Origin of the sequence: Aliarcobacter skirrowii CCUG 10374 (assembly GCF_003544835.1) — a bacterium.
Lineage (GTDB): Bacteria > Campylobacterota > Campylobacteria > Campylobacterales > Arcobacteraceae > Aliarcobacter > Aliarcobacter skirrowii.
The window spans coordinates 1949999-1969846 of record NZ_CP032099.1; the positions used below are offsets into that span (position 1 = coordinate 1949999).

Sequence of the window (19848 nt, forward strand, 5' to 3'; positions counted from 1 at the left end):
TTATATAAAATAAATTATTAAGTTTATTATAATTTTAACTCTTTAATATTTTTCGGAGCATCAAACAGATATCCTTGAAAATAATCAATTTCCAACTCTTTGCAAGTATCGTAAATATCTTTTGAAGATACAAACTCCGCAACAGTTTTCATACCAACCTTTTTTGCAAAAAATACAATTGATTCGACAACAGCTCTTGCACTAAGAGATCTGTTAATATCTTTTATAATAGAACCATCAAGTTTTACATAATCAGCTTGAAATTTAACCAAATATGAAAAATTTGAGTAACCTGTTCCAAAATCATCAATTGCAATTTTTACACCAAGACTTTTTACAATTTTTATAAAAGATACGACCTCTTCAATATTATCAATTCCTTCACTCTCGGTAATTTCAATAGTCAAAAAATCACCAATATCAAATTCACAAATTTTTTGAATAATAAAATCAACAATATCTTTTTCCAAAATATCAATAATTGATAAATTTATACTAAATCCAACATTTTTATTTTGAAAAAATTCAAAAGATTTTTGAATAACTTTTTTAGTAATCTCTGTATAAAGATTTATTTTTTTAGATCTATCTATAAAAAAATAAGGAGAAATTATCTCTCCTTTTGAGTCTTTCATTCGAACTAATATCTCATATTTTTTCTCAAATTGATTACTTATTGATTGTGCAAAAATCTCAAATTTATCTCTTTTTATTGCTTCAATAATTTCACTTTTCCAATATAAATCATCTTTTATAGAGTCTTGACTTAGGTTTAATACATCATCTTCTTCATTATCGTAAATCACTATATTTTGCTTTAAAACTCTTGTTTGTTTTAGTGCAAATTCAGCACAAAACAAAAGCTTTGAATAATTTATAGCAACTCCAGCTCTTAATGGAATATATACTTTATTTCCATCAATTTCAATTGCAGAGTATCCAAAGTACCAAATTGTTGCTTTTATTGTTTGAATAAATTTCTCTTTTAAAATATCACTATTTGTTGCAACAACAAAAATATCTGCACCCAAATAGTAAATTTGACTATTTTCAAATCTATCTTGAAGTCTTAAAGATATAATTTTTAATATTTTTTCTCCAAAATCATAACCATAGAAATGATTTATATTTCCAAAACCACTTATATCAAAAATAACTAGTTTATCAAAAATATTTTTTTCAAGATCGCTCAAAAACTCTTTTCTATTTGGCAATAAATTACTATTTGTACTTTGCATATTTAATCCTATAAATCATTTAACCAAGATGTAACTCCACCTTTCAAACTATAAAGTTCTGCTTTAAAACCAATGTTTTTAAGCTTTAAAATAGCCTCTTTACTCAACATTCCTATTTTACAAACTACTATAACTTTTTTTAAAGAGTCTATTTGATTAATATCATCTTCCAAGCTTTCAAAAGGTATATTTATAGAATCTTTTATGTTATTTAAATCAAAATCAATTTTAGGTCTCACATCAACTATTTGAATACTATCTTTTTTTGCTAATAAACTTTTAAACTCTTCAAGAGTTATCTCATCTACTTTTATATCTGTTTTCTCTTTTAATCCACAAAACTCTTCATAATCAATTAACTCTTTAATTGTTGCATTTTTACTACAAATTGGACAATTTTCATTTTTATTAAATTTCATATCACGAAACTGCATCTTTAAAGAGTCAAAACTTAAAAGTCTATTTTTTAAAGGTTCGCCAATTTTTAGAATTATTTTTATAAGCTCATTTGTTTGAATTGTTCCAATAATTCCAGGTAAAACTCCTAAAACTCCAGCTTCTGAACAACTAGGAACTAATCCAGCTTTTGGTGGATTTGGAAATAGACATCTATAACAAGCTCCACCATCATAATTAAAAACACTAACCTGCCCTTCAAATCTAAAAATAGAACCATAAACAAAAGGTTTTTTTAACATTACACAAGCATCGTTTATTAAATATCTTGTTGGAAAATTATCTGTTCCATCTATTACAATATCAAAATCTTTTATAATATTTAAAGCATTACTGCTAGTTAGTCTCTCATTAAAAGTAACTATTTTTGAGTTTGGATTTAATGCCTCTAATTTCTCTTTAGCAGATTGTACTTTACTCTTTTTTATATCATTTGTTGTGTGAATAATTTGTCTATGCAAATTAGACTCTTCAACTACATCAAAATCAACAAGCCCAATTGTTCCTACACCAGCTGCTGCTAAATATAGTAAAATTGGACTTCCTAAAGCTCCAGTTCCAACTGCTAAAACCTTTGAATTTTTAAGTTTTAATTGACCTTCAAGTCCAACTTGTGGAAGGATTAAATGTCTGCTATATCTACTTATCTCTTGTTCTGATAGTTTTTGCTCTTTTGTCACACTAAATCCTTCTTAAAATTCAGTTGTAAGAATATCACAAGAGATATTAGATTATCTTTTATTATCTATATATTAAATCAAATGTTCCGCCATCATCAAAATGAAGTTTTTGCGCATTTGCCCAACTTTTAAAAACATCATCTATTTTAATAAGCTCTAATTTTGGAAATATTTTTAGATACTCTTTATTTACCAATTCAGGCTTACTTGGTCTATAATAATTTTTAGCAGCCAACTCCTGAGCTTTTTGTGAATATAAATATTGTAAATACTCTGTTGAAACTGTATAGTTTAATCTTCTTTTAGCATTTGCATCTATAACCGTAACAGGTGGTTGGGCTAATATTGATATTGTTGGTACAACTATCTCAAACTCATCTCGTCCAAGTTCGTTTATTGCTAAAAATGCCTCATTTTCCCAAGCTAATAATACATCTCCTATTTTTCTTTGAACAAATGTATTTGTTGAACCTCTTGCTCCTGAATCTAAAACGGGTACATTTTTAAATAATCTTTTTACAAAATCTTTTGCCTTTTCATCAGCATCTTTATATTTTTGTGATTCAAAATCTATATATTCTAAATTTCCTAACTCTTTTTTAAGTCCATAAGCATAAGCTGCAAGATAGTTCCATCTTGCTCCTCCTGAAGTTTTAGGATTTGGAGTAATTACATCAACACCATCTTTTACTAAATCATCCCAATCTTTTATACCTTTTGGATTTCCTTTTCTAACTAAAAAAACAATAGTTGAAGTGTATGGAGATGAGTTATTTTCTAATCTTTTTTGCCAATCATTTGGTATTAAATATGCTTTTTGACTAATTGCATCTATATCATAAGCAAGTGCTAATGTAACAACATCTGCTTTTAATCCGTCAATTACAGCTCTTGCTTGTTTACCAGAACCTCCATGAGATTGTTTAACAACTACCTCTTGACCTGTTTTATTATTCCAATAAGTAGCAAACTCTTTATTGTACTCTTCATAAAACTCTCTTGTTGGATCATAAGATACATTTAATATCTCAACTCTTTTTTTTGCTTTTTCAGCATCTTTATCATATTCGAACTCTTTTGCAAAACCTGTTGTTGAAACTAATATTGCTGCTAAAACTATACTTTTAATATTTTTTGTTATTTTTATCATTTTATTCCCTTATAAAAATAAAACACACTAAATGTGTGAAATTTAAAGATTTAAAAAAATCCCACCTTTACTTAATCTTTATATACTTTTTATACATGTCGCACATCATTTTTTATTCCTTGAATTAGATTGTAGGTTTTATCTATCACCTACTAAATTGGTGAAATTATATATTCAAAATAAAAAAATGTCAAGATATTTTTTATTTTTTTTAAAATATTTTTGAGAAAGCCTATTTTTAGGGAATAAAGAATGCTAAAAGCTAAAGCTTTTAGCATATATTTATTTTATTTCAATAGATTTTTTAGTAATATCATCTTTTAATTTTGGAATCACAACCTCTAAAACACCATTGTCGCTTTTTGCTTCAATATTTTCAACATCAGCATTTTCTGGCAGTGTAAAACTTCTTGAAAATTTTCCAAAATATGTCTCAACTTTGTAATAATCTTCTTGTTTTATCTCATCTTTAGTTTTTCTTTCACCACTAATTGTAAGAATATTTTTGTTTATATCAACTTTTATATCCTCTTTTTTAACTCCAGGCAGATCAACATCTACATGATATGCAAACTCACCCTCTCTTGTATTTACAACAGGAACAAAGGCGTTTACTCCTTCATTTTTTGATACGGTATAAAAATCTTTCTCTAAATCTCTTAATTGTTTAAATGGGTCAAATTTTGTTAAAAACATCTTAATCTCCTTTATTTTTTATAAGCTTGATATATTTCGTATCAAACTGATAAAATTTTAGCAAATTTTTTAGCACTTGTCAAGAGTGAGTGCTAAATAATTTTTAAAGAGTATTTTCTTTTAAATTTAACATTAGCACTTTTATGGTTAGTTTGCTATATTCCCAATCCTCCGACAAACTCTTCCTTTAAAATATCATCTTTTGTAACAGGAGTTTGACCAAGGCATGAAGAAATTGTTGTTCTATCCAAAATTTGTGCTGTGAGATTTCTTATATTTAAAAATACTCTTCTAAAATAACATTTTCCTTCTTGACTACAAGGTTCATAATTTGATACAGAAACGCAAGAGATCATAGAAATCATCCCTTCAAAATGACGAATAATTTCACCAAGCGTTATTTCACTTGAGTTTTTAGCTAAAACATATCCACCATAACGCCCTGGAATACTCTTTACCCATCCAGCTTTATTCATCTCAAGCATAATATTTTCTAAAAATCTTCTTGGAACATCTGTATATTCTGATAACTCTCTAATTGAGATTAAATTATCTGCCTCTGCTATCGCAAAAAGCGCTCTTAGCGCATAATCTGTTTTTTTTGATACTTTCATTTATCACCTACCTAATAGATAAATTATATTTGATTTTTATTTTTGTGTCAATACAAAAAAAGGGAAAGAGGTAAATCCTCTCTCCCCTCTATTTAAATAAATTAAATTTATTTTATTATGAGTTTTTCTCTTTTTTCTCAACATTTTGCTAAAGCAAAAGTTTCGCTTAAAAGAAAAGAATTAAGAATTCTTTTCTTTTTTTGCTGTTCGTTTTCTAACTGTTGGATCAAGCTCTCTTTTTCTAATTCTAATAGAAATAGGAGTAACTTCAACAGCTTCGTCCTCTTCAATCCACTCTAAAGCATTTTCTAAAGACATAGTTTTTGGTGGGACTAATCTAATAGCTTCATCAGCACCACTTGACCTTACATTTGATTGTTGTTTTCCTTTAATAGGATTAACATCTAAATCATTATCTTTAGCATGTTGTCCAACAACCATTCCAATATAAACTTTATCTTGAGGTTTTATAAACATAACACCTCTATCTTGTAAATTAAAGATTGAGTATGCAAGAGCCTCTCCATTTTCCATAGATACAAGCGCTCCATATTTTCTGCTCTCAACTGTTCCACTATGTGGTCTAAACTCTAAGAATGAGTGATTCATAACACCCTCTCCTCTAGTTTCTGTTAAAAACTCTGTTCTAATACCAATTAATCCACGTGCAGGAATTTCAAACTCTAATCTTGTAAATCCAATACCCATTGGAACCATATTTGTCATTACAGCTTTTCTTTTCCCAAGTTTTTCAATAATTGCTCCACTAAATTCATCTGGAGTATCAATTACTAAATGTTCAAATGGCTCCATTTTGATACCATTCTCTTCTTTTATAATAACTTCTGGTCTTCCAATACAGAACTCAAAACCTTCTCTTCTCATATTTTCAGCCAAAATAGTAATTTGAAGTTCACCTCTTCCGTTTACCTTAAATTTACCCTCACCAATTTGCTCATAACTCATAGCAATATTAGTATTCATCTCAGCTTTTAATCTCTCATCTATTTTATTCGAAGTTATATATTTACCTTCAGTTCCAGCAAGAGGAGAGTCATTTACAGAGAATGTTACGCTTAAAGTTGGTTGCTCAATATGCATAGGATCAAGTGGCATTGGATTTGTTGGATCACAAAGCGAATCTCCAACATCAATAGTTTCAAATCCAGCAACAGCAACAATATCACCAGCACCTGCTGTTTTGATATCTATTCTATCTAAACCTTTAAATCCAATAAGTTTAGTTACTCTTCCTTTGATTTTTTCACCATCAGCTTTAACTAAAAGTACAGTTTCACCTTGAGAGATAGTTCCATTAAAAATTCTAGCGATTCCTATTTTTCCAATAAAGTTATCATAATCAAGAGTAAATACTTGAAGTTGAAGACCATTTTCATCGCTTCCTTTTGGTTTTGGAACCTCTTTTAAAATAGTTTCATATAGTGGTTTAAAATCCATATTATCATCTGTTGGATTATATCTTGCAAATCCACTTCTAGCAGCTGCATAAATTACAGGGAAATCTAATTGCTCCTCTGTTGCATCCATCTGTGCAAATAGGTCAAACACCTCATCAACAACTCTATCAGGTTCAGCTGCTGGTTTATCAATTTTGTTTACAACAACGATTGGTCTATGTCCTAAAGATAATGCTTTTTTAACAACAAACTTTGTTTGTGGCATAACACCCTCTTGTGCATCAACAAGAAGTAAAACAGAATCAACCATTTTTAAAACCCTCTCAACTTCTCCACCAAAATCGGCGTGTCCTGGAGTATCTATAATGTTAATTCTTACACCCTCATAATCAATTGCTGTGTTTTTTGAAAGAATTGTAATACCTCTTTCCTTTTCAATTGCATTACTATCCATAACTCTTTCATCTACACTTTGATGCGCTGAAAATGTACCACTTTGTTTTAACAACTCATCAACTGTTGTTGTTTTCCCGTGGTCAACGTGAGCAATAACTGCTATATTTCTAATGTCTCTCATTTTTCTTCTTTATATAAAATTTCGTGCGGATTTTATCCAAAAAAAACTTAAAAGCTTATTATAGCTTAAAATATGGTTAAATAAAAGATAAATAATAGTAAAATATTTTTTACTTTTTTATATTAAATTAATCTTATTTTGTTAATATTCGCAAATTATAGGTTTGCGGTGCAAACAGACAACTTGAAACTCTTTTTTTACTTACTCAAGAATGTCAATCAAAAATATTTTTCATTGTCAAAGGACTTTTATGGAGTTTTTACTAAATTTTAGAAAAACCCTTTCAAGATTTTGGTCACCAATTCCAGCAGTTATTGCACTTGGAGTTTTGAGTGCTTACTATTTTGGAATAACAGGAACTTACTGGGCTGTTACAGGTGAATTTACTAGATGGGGTGGTCACTTTTTACAACTATTTGGAGTTGATGTTTCAACTTGGGGCTATTATAAGCTTATGAGTATTGAAGGAAATATCTTTACAAGAGTTGATGGTGTTATGATTATTGGTATGTTTGCTGGATGTATAGCAGCTGCTTTTTGGGGAAACAATGTAAAGTTTAGATTACCTCTAAACAATATTAGAATTTATCAAGCACTAATTGGTGGAATAATTGCGGGATTTGGAGCAAGACTTGGAATGGGTTGTAATTTGGCTAGTTTTTTTACAGGAATTCCTCAATTTAGTTTTCACGCTTGGGTATTTACAGCATTTATGATGGTTGGTGTATATTTTGGTGTAAAAGTTGCTCTTAGCCCTTTTTTTCAATCAAAAATAAAGATGCAAAAAGTATCTTGTGCAAAACCACTTGAGCACAATGAAGAGAAAGTTAAAAATTTCTTTACTCTTGGAACATTTGCATTTATAGCAATTATGCTTTGGGCTTTATATTTAATTTTTGTTGCAAATAGCTCTAAACTTGGAATGGCAATGCTTTTTGGTGCTGCTTTTGGACTTATTATTGCAAAGGCACAAATCTGTTTTACATCTGCATTTAGAGATATTTTTACAACAGGAAGAAGTGAGTTGGCAATTGCAATTATTATTGGTATGGCTGTTGCAACTTTGGGTGTATTTACATATTTAAATATGGGTGCTGCTCCAAAGATTTTCTGGACAGGACCAAATGTTGTTATTGGTGGATTACTTTTTGGATTTGGAATTGTAATTGCAGGTGGTTGTGAGTGTGGTTGGATGTATAGAGCTGTTGAAGGACAAGTTCATTTTTGGATTGTTGGAGTTGGAAATATTATTGGTGCAACTTTACTTGCATTTGTTTGGGATGATATATCTGAACCTTTAGCAACTTCTTGGCCAAAAATAAATCTACTTGAAAGTTTTGGACAATATGGTGGACTTGTAGCGAACTATGGATTACTATTTTTGTTTTTTATAGTAATTTTAGTTTTAGAGAAAAAATATTTAAGAAAATCAAGAAATAGATAAGGATAGATTTATGGAAAATAAAGAGATAGTTCCAGATTATAGAATAGATATGCAAGGTGAGCCTTGTCCATATCCAGCAATAAACACTCTTGAGGCAATGAAAGAGTTAAATGATGGTGAGATTTTAGAGATAATTAGTGATTGTCCACAAAGTATAAACAATATTCCAGTTGATGCAAAAAATCATGGATATAAAGTTTTATTAATAGATAGCGATGGACCAACTATTAGATATATTCTTCAAAAATAAAAGTAGCATTTTGCTACTTTTAAATCTTGACACTTTCTTGACAAATTATTAATGCTATATTAATTTTACTCTCATAATATTTCTTCATTCGTAAATTAGGAACGACATGAAGACAATTTCTCAAACAAAACTTATAATATTTAGCTCAATATTCTTTACAATATTTTATAACTTCAAATGTTTTAAAGAACTTTTTGCCACTTACGGTTTTAGTGGTTTAAACAGTCTCTATTTTCTATCAACTACAATTTTATTGATATCTTTGATAACTCTTTTAATAACTCTTTTTAGCTCAAAATATACAACAAAAGCAATTTTGATAACTCTTTTTGCAATTTCAGCATTTACAGCTTATTTTATGGATACTTACGGTGTTGTAATTGACTCTGAAATGCTTAGAAATAGTATGCAAACTGATTTAAAAGAGTCAAAAGATTTACTTAGCTTTAAACTATTTTTATATATTTTATTTCTTGCTATTATCCCAATATTTTATATTTCAAAACTTCAAATAGTTTATAAACCTATAAAGCAAGAGGTATTATCAAAAATAAAAACTATAATTTTAGCTCTTTTAATAATTATTACAATACTTTTTTCTTTTAGTAAGTTTTATACATCATTTTTTAGAGAACATAAAGTTTTAAGATACAATGTAAATCCTATTTATTGGCTATATAGTGTAGGAAACTATATTCACAAAACTTTTGATACAGCTATTTTAACAATAAAACAAATAGGTCAAGATTCTAAAGTAGTTGAACCAAAAAATGAACCAAAAGAGCTAATTATATTAGTTGTAGGAGAGACAGCAAGAGCCGATAGATTCTCAATAAATGGTTACCATAAAGAGACAAATCCACTATTAAAGCAAGAAGATATTATAAATTTTCCAAATATGATTTCATGTGGAACTTCAACAGCTTTATCTGTTCCTTGTATGTTCTCAATATATGAAAAAAGCAGTTATAGTTATAAAAAAGGTATATCAACTTACAATGTATTAGATGTACTTAAAAATACACAAGATATAGCTATTTTATGGAGAGATAATAACTCTGATTCAAAAGGAGTTGCACTTAGAGTTGATTATGAAGATTTTAAAACTTCTAAAACAAACCCTATTTGCGATGAAGAGTGTAGAGATGAGGGAATGCTTGTTGGACTTGAAAATTATATTGAAAAAAACAAAAACAAAGATATATTAATTATTCTTCATCAAATGGGAAATCATGGACCTGCCTATTATAAAAGATATCCAAAAGATTTTGAAAAATTCACTCCTGTTTGTAAAACAAATCAATTAGAAAACTGCTCTGAAGATGAGATAAATAATGCTTACGATAATGCAATTTTATATACAGACTATTTTTTATCAAAATCAATTAATTTTCTAAAAAAATATAACGAAAGCCATGAAACAGCTTTGGTTTATATATCAGATCATGGAGAGAGTTTGGGTGAGAATGGTATCTATCTTCATGGAATGCCTTATGCCTTTGCTCCAAAAGAGCAGATAAATGTAGCATCTTTTATTTGGTTAGGAGATGGTGCTATGGAACATGAATATGATAAAACAAAATTAAAATCATATAAAGATGAAAAGTTTTCTCACGATAATCTATTTCATACACTTTTAGGACTTTTTGAAATAAAAAGCGAGGTATATAAAAAAGAGATGGATATTTTAAGTGATGTAAGAAAAGCTGAATAATCAAACAAATTTAAATTTGTAAAGAAATTGTCAAGTAAAAAAACATAATATATTGAAACTATTTATCTACAATTCTAAATATAAAAAAATATTTAGGAGCAAATTATGAAAAATTTTCTATTTTTAGTATTAATTTCGACTTTAAGTTTTAGTGCTACAGTTGATGATTTTTTAAACTCTTTAAAACAAGAGGTTTTAAAAACAGATTCATCTTTTAGAGATTTTGATTTTAAAAGAGGTGAAGAGATATTTTTATCAAAACATATTGGGAAGAAAGGTGAGTTAATCTCTTGTGAATCTTGTCATGGTACAAATTTACATGAAGAAAATCAAAACTATTTTACAGGTAAACAAATAGATGCTCTATCTCCAAAAGCAAATCCAAAAAGATTTACAGATAAAAAAGAGATTGAGAAATGGTTAAAAAGAAACTTCAATGATGTTTATAATCGTGAAGGAACAGCACTTGAAAAAGGTGATGTAATAACTTACATCATAAATAAATAATAAGGAGAGAAAATGAAAAAAATAGCTCTTTTAAGTTTGGCTACTTGCTGTTTATTTGCTGGAAAAATGGATGTAACTATTAAACCAGTTGACAATACAATTTATGAAAAAGAGTGTGGTAGTTGCCACTTTGCATATCCAGCTGGATTATTATCAAGTAGTTCTTGGAATAAAATGATGTCAAATTTAGATAACCACTTTGGAGATGATGCAACTGTAGATAAAGAGACTTTTCAAACATTAGTTAGCTATTTAAATGAAAATAGTGCTGAAAAAAGTATGAATTATAAAAGAAGTAGAAAAATAGTTGAGAATTTAAATGGATCTATTCCTGACTCTATTTCAAAAATGCCTTATATGAAAAGAAAGCATGAAGATATAAAAGAGCATTTAATAACTCAAAAAGAGGTTAAAGGTATGTTTAATTGTACAGCTTGTCATCAAAATGCAAAAAAAGGTATATTTAGTGACGATGATGTAAATATTCCAAATTATGGAAAATGGGAAGATTAATATGAAAAAATCATATATATGGTCACTACCAACAAGAGTTTTTCATCTCTTGTTTGCTTTGTTTATTCTAATTGCTTTTTTAACAGATGATGATGAATTTTTAAGATTTCATGCAATTGCTGGTTACTCTATTCTAATTTTATTATTTTTTAGAATTTATTGGGGATATTTTGGTCCAAAATACTCTTTATTTAAAGATTTTCCAGCAAATAAAAATGAAACTAAAGAGTTTTTAAAAAATATTTTTAGTGGTTCTTTTAAAAATGAGCAAAAATACATAGGTCACAATCCATTAGCATCTTATGTAATGATAGCTATGTTAATTGTTACTTTTATTGTAATTGTTACAGGTGTATTAGCTTATGGAATACAAGATGGAAAAGGAGTAGCATCTTTTTTAAATGACTCTTTTTTTAAAAAAATGAAACTTTTTAAAGAGATTCATGAATTCTTTGCAAATTTTCTTATCTTTTTAATTGTTATGCACTTAGTTGGAATTGCCTTTGATAGAGTGTTTCATAAAAAGTACGAAACTCTAAACTCTATAGCAACTGGATATAAAATGACTGATGAAGATGAGAGTATAAAACTATCAATTTTTCAAAAAATATTTGCAATTGTTATGTTTATAGCTTTTTTAGCTTTTTTGATTTTTAATCTTTATAAACCAAATAATGCTTTAGTTGCTTCAAAATTTGAACCAATTGATTATAAAACACAAAATTTAGCTTTTGTAAATGAGTGTGGAAGTTGTCACACCCTTTATCCTCCAAATCTTTTACCTAAAAAATCTTGGGTTTTAATAATGAGTGATTTAGAAAATCATTTTGGTGATGATGCAAGTTTAGATGAAGATGTAAATAAAAATATTTTAACTTTTTTAGTAAACAATAGTGCAGAAACTTCAACTAATAAAGCTAGTTGGAATTTTCTAAATTCAATAGGCGATAAAGATATAATTGCTTTAACAAAAACATCTTATTGGGAAAGAAAACACAAAAAAATTCCAAAAGAGGTCTTTAAAAATGAAAAGGTAAAAAGTGTTGCAAACTGTAAAGCTTGCCATAGTGATATTGAAAAAGGGTTGATTGAATATGAAAATATTAAAGATATTTCTGATTTTATTTAGTATATTTTTGTTTTTAAATGGTGATGATGATTACAAAAAATATAAGCACTCTTATAAAAATTTAGATTATTTAAATTTAGATGAGAAGCAAGTAAAAGCTATAAAAAATATTCTTTTAGATCTAAAAGATGAGTATAAAGATTTTTATGAATTTAAAGATGATATTGAAGATGATATTGAAGATTTAATAGAAGAGTCAAATTTTGATGAGAATTTATATATTCAAAAAAGTATGGAAATTAAAAAAAAGGCTACAATTTTAGAAGCTAAAAGAATAAAAAAGATATTAGAGATTTTAAATGAAGAGCAAAGAGATGAATTTGCAGATCATTTCAAGGAGTGGATAATTGAATAAAAAGGTTTTGTTGGTTGAAGATGATTTACAAATGCAATCTTTGATAGTTGATTATCTAAAAGATTATGGATTTATTGTTACTGCTTTTGATAATCCAAAAGATGTTTTAGAAGATTTTAAAATAAACAATGACTACTCTATTATAATTTTAGATTTAATGCTTCCATTTATGGATGGATTTGATCTGTTTAATAAGCTAAAAGAGATTAAAAATATACCTATAATTATCTCAACTGCAAGAGGTGATATAGGAAACAAAATACATGGATTTGAGCTTGGAGCTGATGATTATTTGGCAAAACCCTATGAACCAAGAGAGTTGGTTTTAAGAATAGAGTCTATTTTAAAAAGAAATTCAACTAAATCTTTTAAAGTTGGTGATTTTACAATAGATAAAGATAGCAGAACTATTTTAATTGATAATTATGCAATTGACTTCACAAAAATAGAGTTTGAAATTTTTATATATTTAGTTGAAAATCAAAACAAAATATCCTCAAGAGAGCAGATTTTAAATTCTACTTCTTTGGATTTGGATACAAGAAATAGAACTATTGATATGCATATTTCAAATATTAGAGCAAAAATTGGTGATGATTCAAAAAACCCTAAATATATAAAATCTATTTGGGGAATTGGTTATAAGTTTGTAGGTTAATATGTCGATTTTTAAAAAATTAACTATCCTTTTTATTTTAAGTTTTATTCTTATGAGCATAATTGGAGTATGGATTGATAATATAAACTCAAAGAAAATAGATAATTTTGCTAAAGAGAAGTATTTAAAGATAATTGATGATATTTTTAGAAATATAGAGAATAAAAGCTATGTAAATTCTTTGGTAGAAAAGAACAGTTTACAAATAGTAAAAAATTTAGATGAAAATAACTTAGAAGTTATTTACTCTTTAGATTCAACATTTGGAAATATTTCAATACTAAAATATAAATCATCAAATATCTATATTCTAAAAATAAAATATTTGGATGAAATACATATTTTCAAAGCTTTAGATGAAGAGAGTTTAAGCGATAAAACTATTTTAAATATCTTAGTATTTATAGATGTTTTCGCACTTTTATTAATGTTTTTATTTATAATCAAACTTTTAAGTCCTCTAAAAACAATAACAAAAGATATAAAATCTTTTGCAAATGGTAATTTATCAACAAGAATAGATATAAAAACAGATGATGAGATAGGAACTTTAGCATCTAATTTTAACTCTATGGCAAGTTCACTTGAAAACTCTATAAAAACAAGAGAAGCTCTACTTCGTGATATTGGACATGAGCTAAGAACCCCAATAGCAAAAGGAAAATTTGCAATAGAAAAAATTGATGATTTTTCTCAAAAAGAGCTACTTAAAAAGATTTTTAATGATTTAGAAAAACTCACAAATGAACTAATAGAGCTTGAAAAACTAAATATTACAAACTTAGATATAAAAATATTTAGTGCAGAAACTTTAGTCTTAGAATCTTTGGGGAAATTATATTTAGAAGATGAATCGAAAATCAAAATAGATATTTATGAAGATTTTAAAATAGAAGCTGATTTAGACTATCTATCTATTGCACTTAAAAATCTTATTGATAACGCTTTAAAATATGCTATCTCTTTTCCAATTATTATAAAAGTAGATAAAAATGAGATATCTATTTCAAATAGTGGTGAAAAACTATCAAAAGAGTTTGAATACTACTTAAAACCTTTTACTCAAGAGCTTATTCAAAGAGATGGTTTTGGCTTAGGTTTAAGTATTGTCAAAAAGATTATTGATAAACACAATTTTAAACTTATCTATAAATATGAAAACAACTTTAATATTTTTAAAATTATTTTCAAATGAACTATTTATATCAAATCAAAAATCTTATATTAAAATTAAAGGAATATTTTTATGAAACTTGTTAGAGAACTTTTAAAAGTTTATCTTATTTTTGCAGCTGTTTTTTTTATTGGAAGGTTACTATTTTTTATAATTTTTTATGAAAGATTTGCTGAAATACCTTTTTTTGAAGCACTTTTCACATTTATTTATGGTATTCGTATGGATACTATTGTTATATCTGTTATATTAGTTATTCCAACAATAATTTTGACTCTATCTCCTAAATTATTCTCAAAATTTATTTCAAAACTTTTAAATATCTATATCTTAGCTTTTTTAGTTTTTGCTATTTTTATTGAGTGTGCTTCCTTTCCATTTTTTCTACAATATGATTTAAAACCAAACTACCTATTTTTAGAGTATTTGGAGTATCCAAAAGAGGTTAGCTCTTTAATGTTTAAAGATTATAAATTAGATTTATTTTTAGCATCTGTTTTAATTTTAATAACTATTAAAATATTTACAAAATATAAATTCTTAAATTTTGAATCTGTTGTTGAACAAAATTATTTATCAAGAGTTTTAATTCTTTTGCCAATTCTATTAATTCTATTTTTAGGAATTCGTTCATCTTATGGTCACAGACCTGTAAATATCTCTGATGCTTTATATAGTACAAATAGAGTATTAAATGAAGTAACAAAAAACTCTATCCATTCAATAGCTTACGCTTACTACTCTTATAAAAGAAGTGAAGGAAATGTATCAAAATATGGGAAAATGGATATAAAAGAGGCATACAAAATCGCATCTTCTGCTTTAGGAATAGAGTATAAAGATGATAAAAGACCATTTTATAGAGAGGTAAAATCTCATATAAAAAGTGAAAAAAAGAAAAATCTTGTAATTATAATTGAAGAGAGCATGGGTGCGCAATTTACAGGTTTTATAGGAAATAATACTCTAACTCCAAATCTTGATAAATTAGCAAATGAGTATATTAGTTTTACAAATTTATACTCAAACGGAACAAGAAGTGTAAGAGGACTTGCAGCACTTACAAGTGGAACTTTACCAATTCATGGAAATGAGGTAATAAAAAGAAATAAAACTCAAAGTGACTATTTTACAGTTGCAAATTTACTAAAACCTTATGGATATAAATCTAGTTTTATATATGGTGGAGAGGCTAGATTTGATAATATGAGAAGTTGGTATTTAGGAAATGGTTTTGATATAGTAATTGAAGAAAAAGATTATGAAAATCCAATTTTTGCTAGTACTTGGGGAGTTAGCGATGAAGATTTAGTAATAAAAGCAAATGAAACATTTGTAAATCACTCAAAGGCAAATGAGAACTTTGTAAGTGTTATTTTTAGCTCATCAAACCATACGCCTTTTGAGCTTCCTGATGGAAAAATCGAATTTGAAAAAAATGTACCAAAACAAAGCGTTGAAAATGCTATAAAATATGCTGATTTTACAATAGGAAGATTTTTTAATTTAGCAAAAAAAGAGAGTTATTTTAAAAATACAGTTTTTATTGTTGCATCTGATCATAATGTTAGAGTTTATGGAGATCAAGTAGTTCCAATAGATATGTTTCAAATTCCAGCGGTAATTGTTAGTCAAGATATTAAATCTTTAGTTTACAGCAAATTAAGTTCACAAGCTGATGTTTTAGCTACTGCTTTGGATTTAATAGGAGTTGATTTATCTTACCCAATACTTGGAAACTCTATTTTTAAAGATAATAAAAAAGAGATAAACTTAATGCTTTTTGATGAGACTTATGCATATAGAAAAGGTAATAAAGTTGCTATTTTAATTCCTAATATGGATATTAAAACATATTTATATGAAAATAAAAAATTAATAGAAGTGGAAGAGGATTTAACTTTAGAGCAAGAAGCCTTAGCTTTGATTTACATTTTAGATGATATGTACAAAAATAGAAGTTATAGATAAAGAGGTGATTTTTAATCACTTCTTTAAGCATAAGATATTTTTTAGTATAATTGCCTTCAATTTTTTACAAAAGGGATGAGATGATAAATTTAATAAACAAAAAAGAGAATATTTTTGATGATGATATCGCTTTTGTAGAGAATTGGGATTTTAGCACTGCTAATTTAAATGAAAAAAATAGAATTCAAGCTATAACTCAAGTTGCAAGTATTTGTTACCAAAACCCAAAAGCACTTGGAAATGAGAGTCTGTACAATAGACTTATGGCAGAGAGTATGGGGTTACCAAGTTCTAGTTTTGAGTTTGTTCCAGTGCTACTTGATTATGAAAATCCAAAACACCAAGAGATATTAAAATTGGAGTATTCAAACTCTAAAAAATTTGGGGAACAACTTGATGATAAATATCTTCTTACAAACTATAGAGCACTTGTTTACGATTATGAAAACCTGCAAGAGGAGTTTAGTTTTGATATTAGAACTATTTTTAATACTCAAGAAGAGTGTAAAATTATAAAAGATTACTTCAAAGTATTTCTATATAAAGTTGATTTGCCTACAAGAAGTCAAATGGTAAGACACAGAGTAAGTTGGCAAGAGCTTTCAAGAAGATATGTAAGTGCAAAAAGAGTGCCTTTTGAGTTTTATATTAGTGAAAAACTAAAACATAATCCAAAAGTTAAAGCTCTTGTAAAGCAGAGTGAAGAGTTATATTTTGAACTATTAGATGCTGGAGTTAAACCTCAAGAAGCTAGACGTGTAATTCCTCAAATGGCTTATACTCAAATTTGGGGTGCATTTATGCCAAAGCAGCTTGATAACTACTTTAAGCTAAGACTTGATGAGACTGCTCAATGGGAGATTAGACAAACTGCTATTGCTATGCAAGAGCTTATCAAATGAGCGCTTTAGAGATTGCTGATATTATAGGTATTATCTCTTTTGCTCTTAGTGGTTTTTTAATAGCAGTTCACTGTAAACTTGATATTTTAGGAGTTTTTATATCTGCTTTTTTAACTGCCTTTGGTGGTGGAATGACAAGAGATGTTTTAGCAGATAGAACTCCTTATGTTTTTACTTCAAACCTTCCTCTTAGTTTAGTAATTGCAACAGTTTTAATAGCAATGCTTTTTAAACTTCACAAAATTACAAATCTTGAAGGAAAATGGGCATTTGTAATCTCTGATGCAATCGGACTTTCATCATTTGCAATAACAGGTGCAATAATTGCTATTGAGAGTGGTTTTAACTTCTTAAGTGCTGTAATGCTTGCATTTATAACAGCAGTTGGTGGTGGAACTATTAGAGATGTTTTAATAAATAGAATGCCTTTTATTTTAGTATCTGAGTTTTATGCAACAGTTGCACTCATTATTGGAAGTGTTGTTTATATTTTAGATGCATTTGAACTTAGAAATATATTCTCTTTAATTATTGTATTTATATTTGGAGTTGCTTTAAGAGTTCTTGCATACTATAAAAAGTGGCATTTACCAACTTTATCAAAAGAAAATTAATTTTCCATTTACTTTTTAAAGCTAGAATCTCGAAAAATTTTTAAAGGAAAAAATATGTTTAAAAAAATAGTTCTAGCTACACTTTTAGCTTTAGGATTAAATGCGGCTTCACTAAATATTGATAGCTCAATTGTTGATATAAAAATCAAAGATCAATTTGATAAAGTTCACACTTTAAATTCAGATGTAAAAACTATTCTTTTTGCAAGTGATAAAGGTACAAGTGATATGTTAAGAGACTATCTTTTACCTCTAAGTGAGAAAGAGAATGTTTTAGAGAAAAATGGTGCTGTTTATGTTGCTGATATTTCAGGAATGCCAAGTTTAATCTCTAAATTTATAGCTTTACCAAAAATGAAAAAATACCCATTTTCAATTCTACTATTAGATGATTCAAATAAAGAAAACTTTGTAAAAGAGGATGGAAAAATTATAGTTTATAGTTTAGAAAATGGAAAAGTTGTAAAAATAGATAAAATCTCTACAAAAGAAGAGTTAGCAAATATTATAAAATAAATATTAGAGGAGTTTTATCTCTCCTCTAAAACCCTCTTAAATGCTTCTACAATAGCAATTTTTTCTAGCTCTTTTATTCTATTTTCCAAAGTTTGCGCCGTTTCATTTTCATCTAATAAAAGCTCTTTTATTAAAATTTTTTCACCCTCATCATAATTCTCATTTACATAATGAATTGTAACACCTGATTTTTTCTCACCATTTTTTACAACAGCTTCATGAACAAAATGTCCATACATTCCAGCTCCTCCATAAATTGATGGTAAAATTGCTGGATGAGTATTTATAATTTTGTTTTCAAATGTTTTAAGCATATTATCTTCAATTTTTTTCATGAAACCTGATAAAAATATATAATCACACCCATAATCTTTTAAAATATTAGTTATTTTTAAATCCAAATTCTCATTTGGAAAAAGTTTTGAATTTATAATAAAACTATCAATTTCATACTTTTTTGCCTTTTCTAAAACTCCTGCACTACTATTATTTGTAATTATTACAACAACTTTCGCATCTAAAATTTTATCTTCAATCGCTTTTTGAATTGTCTCAAAACCACTTCCATTATAAGATGCCAAAATTCCTATTTTTTTCATAAATTTCTATCCTTTTATTCTTTGAGAGTGTGTTAATGCAATTGCAATTGCATCTGTTATATCAAGAGGTTTTATCTCTTTTTTTATTCCTAAAAGTCGCTTAACCATAAAAGATACTTGCTCTTTTGTAGCTTTTCCATTTCCCGTAACTGCTTGTTTTACTTGAAGAGGTGTATATTCAGAAAAATTTCCAAAATTTTGAAGTATTTTTAGACTAATTGCACCTCTAAATTGAGCAAGTTTAATAACAGTTTTTGGATTAAAAGCATAAAACATATCTTCAATAGATACTTCATCAATTTTATGATTTTTAAATATCAAATCAATCCCTTCTGTCATCTCTACAATTTGCTCTTGCAAAACTGTAGTTTTTATTTTAATAAGTCCTGCTTCTATTAATTTTAAATCTCTTCCAATTTTTTCAATAACTGCATATCCACAATTTTTAGTACCTGGATCTATTCCTAAAATTTTCAATATTCACTCTTTTCACAATAATCTATTCACATTAAAAAAAGTGATTATATCGTAAAAAATTGAAAGATTTAAAAAACTATTCACATCTTTATTCACAAAATATTCTATAAATTCTATATTATAATCGATAATAAAGCTTATTTATAAAAAAATAAGATATAATAAGTGTTTAATTAAATCAATAAATTAGGCGTAA

Annotated in this window: 21 protein-coding genes; 13 read left to right on the forward strand and 8 right to left on the reverse strand. The window is 27.3% G+C overall.

Annotation, left to right across the window (positions count from 1 at the left end; all coding sequences use genetic code 11):
- Window positions 1–26: 26 nt before the first annotated feature.
- The 6 genes from ASKIR_RS10110 to typA form a co-directional block, all read right to left on the reverse strand.
- A complete protein-coding gene (locus ASKIR_RS10110) occupies window positions 27–1238 on the reverse strand; it encodes an EAL domain-containing protein (RefSeq protein ID WP_066352216.1) in 1212 nt (403 codons plus the stop codon).
- An 8-nt stretch (window positions 1239–1246) separates the two neighbouring features.
- Window positions 1247–2374 carry a molybdopterin-synthase adenylyltransferase MoeB gene (gene moeB, locus ASKIR_RS10115; RefSeq protein ID WP_066352214.1) on the reverse strand — a complete coding sequence of 376 codons (1128 nt, stop codon included), beginning with the start codon at window positions 2372–2374 and terminating at the stop codon, window positions 1247–1249.
- A 61-nt stretch (window positions 2375–2435) separates the two neighbouring features.
- On the reverse strand, window positions 2436–3524 hold the full coding sequence (locus ASKIR_RS10120; RefSeq protein WP_115588055.1) for a sulfate ABC transporter substrate-binding protein: 1089 nt from the start codon (window positions 3522–3524) through the stop codon (window positions 2436–2438).
- Window positions 3525–3806: 282 nt separating this feature from the next.
- Window positions 3807–4220 carry an Hsp20/alpha crystallin family protein gene (locus ASKIR_RS10125; protein WP_066352211.1) on the reverse strand — a complete coding sequence of 138 codons (414 nt, stop codon included), beginning with the start codon at window positions 4218–4220 and terminating at the stop codon, window positions 3807–3809.
- A 155-nt stretch (window positions 4221–4375) separates the two neighbouring features.
- A complete protein-coding gene (locus ASKIR_RS10130) occupies window positions 4376–4834 on the reverse strand; it encodes an RrF2 family transcriptional regulator (RefSeq protein WP_066160568.1) in 459 nt (152 codons plus the stop codon).
- Window positions 4835–5014: 180 nt separating this feature from the next.
- A complete protein-coding gene (gene typA / locus ASKIR_RS10135; protein ID WP_066352208.1) occupies window positions 5015–6829 on the reverse strand; it encodes a translational GTPase TypA in 1815 nt (604 codons plus the stop codon).
- Window positions 6830–7079: 250 nt separating this feature from the next.
- Between typA and yedE the strand changes: the two genes are divergently transcribed.
- From yedE to ASKIR_RS10200, 13 genes are all read left to right on the forward strand, one after another.
- On the forward strand, window positions 7080–8273 hold the full coding sequence (yedE, locus tag ASKIR_RS10140) for a selenium metabolism membrane protein YedE/FdhT (RefSeq protein WP_066352206.1): 1194 nt from the start codon (window positions 7080–7082) through the stop codon (window positions 8271–8273).
- 10 nt (window positions 8274–8283) lie between these two features.
- On the forward strand, window positions 8284–8523 hold the full coding sequence (yedF, locus tag ASKIR_RS10145) for a sulfurtransferase-like selenium metabolism protein YedF (RefSeq protein ID WP_066352205.1): 240 nt from the start codon (window positions 8284–8286) through the stop codon (window positions 8521–8523).
- Between the two features lie 106 nt (window positions 8524–8629).
- On the forward strand, window positions 8630–10237 hold the full coding sequence (locus ASKIR_RS10150; RefSeq protein WP_115588054.1) for a phosphoethanolamine transferase: 1608 nt from the start codon (window positions 8630–8632) through the stop codon (window positions 10235–10237).
- A 105-nt stretch (window positions 10238–10342) separates the two neighbouring features.
- Complete coding sequence (locus tag ASKIR_RS10155) at window positions 10343–10744, forward strand: DUF1924 domain-containing protein (protein WP_066352198.1); 402 nt, start codon at window positions 10343–10345, stop codon at window positions 10742–10744.
- Window positions 10745–10756: 12 nt separating this feature from the next.
- Window positions 10757–11257: a diheme cytochrome c gene (locus ASKIR_RS10160; protein WP_066352196.1), complete on the forward strand. Its 501-nt coding sequence runs from the start codon at window positions 10757–10759 to the stop codon at window positions 11255–11257.
- Window position 11258: 1 nt separating this feature from the next.
- A complete protein-coding gene (locus ASKIR_RS10165) occupies window positions 11259–12386 on the forward strand; it encodes a cytochrome b/b6 domain-containing protein (protein WP_082946402.1) in 1128 nt (375 codons plus the stop codon).
- Entirely contained in the window at window positions 12352–12741 is a 390-nt protein-coding gene (locus tag ASKIR_RS10170) for a hypothetical protein (RefSeq protein WP_066352192.1), read from the forward strand. The genes ASKIR_RS10165 and ASKIR_RS10170 overlap by 35 nt, the downstream gene beginning before the upstream one ends.
- Window positions 12734–13399: a response regulator transcription factor gene (locus ASKIR_RS10175; protein ID WP_066352189.1), complete on the forward strand. Its 666-nt coding sequence runs from the start codon at window positions 12734–12736 to the stop codon at window positions 13397–13399. Before ASKIR_RS10170 ends, ASKIR_RS10175 begins: the two co-directional genes overlap by 8 nt.
- Before the next feature lies 1 nt (window position 13400).
- On the forward strand, window positions 13401–14594 hold the full coding sequence (locus ASKIR_RS10180; RefSeq protein ID WP_066352183.1) for an ArsS family sensor histidine kinase: 1194 nt from the start codon (window positions 13401–13403) through the stop codon (window positions 14592–14594).
- Between the two features lie 51 nt (window positions 14595–14645).
- Entirely contained in the window at window positions 14646–16544 is a 1899-nt protein-coding gene (locus ASKIR_RS10185) for an LTA synthase family protein (RefSeq protein WP_066352178.1), read from the forward strand.
- Between the two features lie 80 nt (window positions 16545–16624).
- Window positions 16625–17446, forward strand: a complete 822-nt coding sequence (locus ASKIR_RS10190) for an FAD-dependent thymidylate synthase (protein ID WP_066160575.1) — start codon at window positions 16625–16627, stop codon at window positions 17444–17446.
- On the forward strand, window positions 17443–18060 hold the full coding sequence (locus ASKIR_RS10195; protein WP_066352177.1) for a trimeric intracellular cation channel family protein: 618 nt from the start codon (window positions 17443–17445) through the stop codon (window positions 18058–18060). Before ASKIR_RS10190 ends, ASKIR_RS10195 begins: the two co-directional genes overlap by 4 nt.
- A 54-nt stretch (window positions 18061–18114) precedes the next feature.
- Complete coding sequence (locus ASKIR_RS10200; protein WP_066352174.1) at window positions 18115–18576, forward strand: hypothetical protein; 462 nt, start codon at window positions 18115–18117, stop codon at window positions 18574–18576.
- Window positions 18577–18590: 14 nt separating this feature from the next.
- Here the strand turns inward: ASKIR_RS10200 and purN are convergent, their stop codons facing one another.
- Both purN and ruvC read right to left on the reverse strand, forming a co-directional pair.
- A complete protein-coding gene (purN, locus tag ASKIR_RS10205; protein WP_066352171.1) occupies window positions 18591–19175 on the reverse strand; it encodes a phosphoribosylglycinamide formyltransferase in 585 nt (194 codons plus the stop codon).
- Window positions 19176–19181: 6 nt separating this feature from the next.
- Window positions 19182–19652: a crossover junction endodeoxyribonuclease RuvC gene (gene ruvC / locus ASKIR_RS10210; RefSeq protein WP_066160586.1), complete on the reverse strand. Its 471-nt coding sequence runs from the start codon at window positions 19650–19652 to the stop codon at window positions 19182–19184.
- Window positions 19653–19848: the final 196 nt, after the last annotated feature.

What these genes read in the sequence shown, in the direction of transcription:
- ASKIR_RS10180 (WP_066352183.1), top strand. Translation starts at nt 13,401, where the DNA reads ATGTCGATTTTTAAAAAATTAACTATCCTTTTTATTTTAAGTTTTATT.
- ASKIR_RS10130 (WP_066160568.1), bottom strand. Translation starts at nt 4,834, where the DNA reads ATGAAAGTATCAAAAAAAACAGATTATGCGCTAAGAGCGCTTTTTGCG.
- ASKIR_RS10120 (WP_115588055.1), bottom strand. Translation starts at nt 3,524, where the DNA reads ATGATAAAAATAACAAAAAATATTAAAAGTATAGTTTTAGCAGCAATA.
- ASKIR_RS10195 (WP_066352177.1), top strand. Translation starts at nt 17,443, where the DNA reads ATGAGCGCTTTAGAGATTGCTGATATTATAGGTATTATCTCTTTTGCT.
- ASKIR_RS10200 (WP_066352174.1), top strand. Translation starts at nt 18,115, where the DNA reads ATGTTTAAAAAAATAGTTCTAGCTACACTTTTAGCTTTAGGATTAAAT.
- ASKIR_RS10150 (WP_115588054.1), top strand. Translation starts at nt 8,630, where the DNA reads ATGAAGACAATTTCTCAAACAAAACTTATAATATTTAGCTCAATATTC.
- typA (WP_066352208.1), bottom strand. Translation starts at nt 6,829, where the DNA reads ATGAGAGACATTAGAAATATAGCAGTTATTGCTCACGTTGACCACGGG.
- yedF (WP_066352205.1), top strand. Translation starts at nt 8,284, where the DNA reads ATGGAAAATAAAGAGATAGTTCCAGATTATAGAATAGATATGCAAGGT.
- ASKIR_RS10170 (WP_066352192.1), top strand. Translation starts at nt 12,352, where the DNA reads ATGAAAATATTAAAGATATTTCTGATTTTATTTAGTATATTTTTGTTT.
- yedE (WP_066352206.1), top strand. Translation starts at nt 7,080, where the DNA reads ATGGAGTTTTTACTAAATTTTAGAAAAACCCTTTCAAGATTTTGGTCA.
- ASKIR_RS10125 (WP_066352211.1), bottom strand. Translation starts at nt 4,220, where the DNA reads ATGTTTTTAACAAAATTTGACCCATTTAAACAATTAAGAGATTTAGAG.
- purN (WP_066352171.1), bottom strand. Translation starts at nt 19,175, where the DNA reads ATGAAAAAAATAGGAATTTTGGCATCTTATAATGGAAGTGGTTTTGAG.
- ASKIR_RS10185 (WP_066352178.1), top strand. Translation starts at nt 14,646, where the DNA reads ATGAAACTTGTTAGAGAACTTTTAAAAGTTTATCTTATTTTTGCAGCT.
- ASKIR_RS10155 (WP_066352198.1), top strand. Translation starts at nt 10,343, where the DNA reads ATGAAAAATTTTCTATTTTTAGTATTAATTTCGACTTTAAGTTTTAGT.
- ASKIR_RS10165 (WP_082946402.1), top strand. Translation starts at nt 11,259, where the DNA reads ATGAAAAAATCATATATATGGTCACTACCAACAAGAGTTTTTCATCTC.
- ASKIR_RS10110 (WP_066352216.1), bottom strand. Translation starts at nt 1,238, where the DNA reads ATGCAAAGTACAAATAGTAATTTATTGCCAAATAGAAAAGAGTTTTTG.
- ASKIR_RS10190 (WP_066160575.1), top strand. Translation starts at nt 16,625, where the DNA reads ATGATAAATTTAATAAACAAAAAAGAGAATATTTTTGATGATGATATC.
- ASKIR_RS10160 (WP_066352196.1), top strand. Translation starts at nt 10,757, where the DNA reads ATGAAAAAAATAGCTCTTTTAAGTTTGGCTACTTGCTGTTTATTTGCT.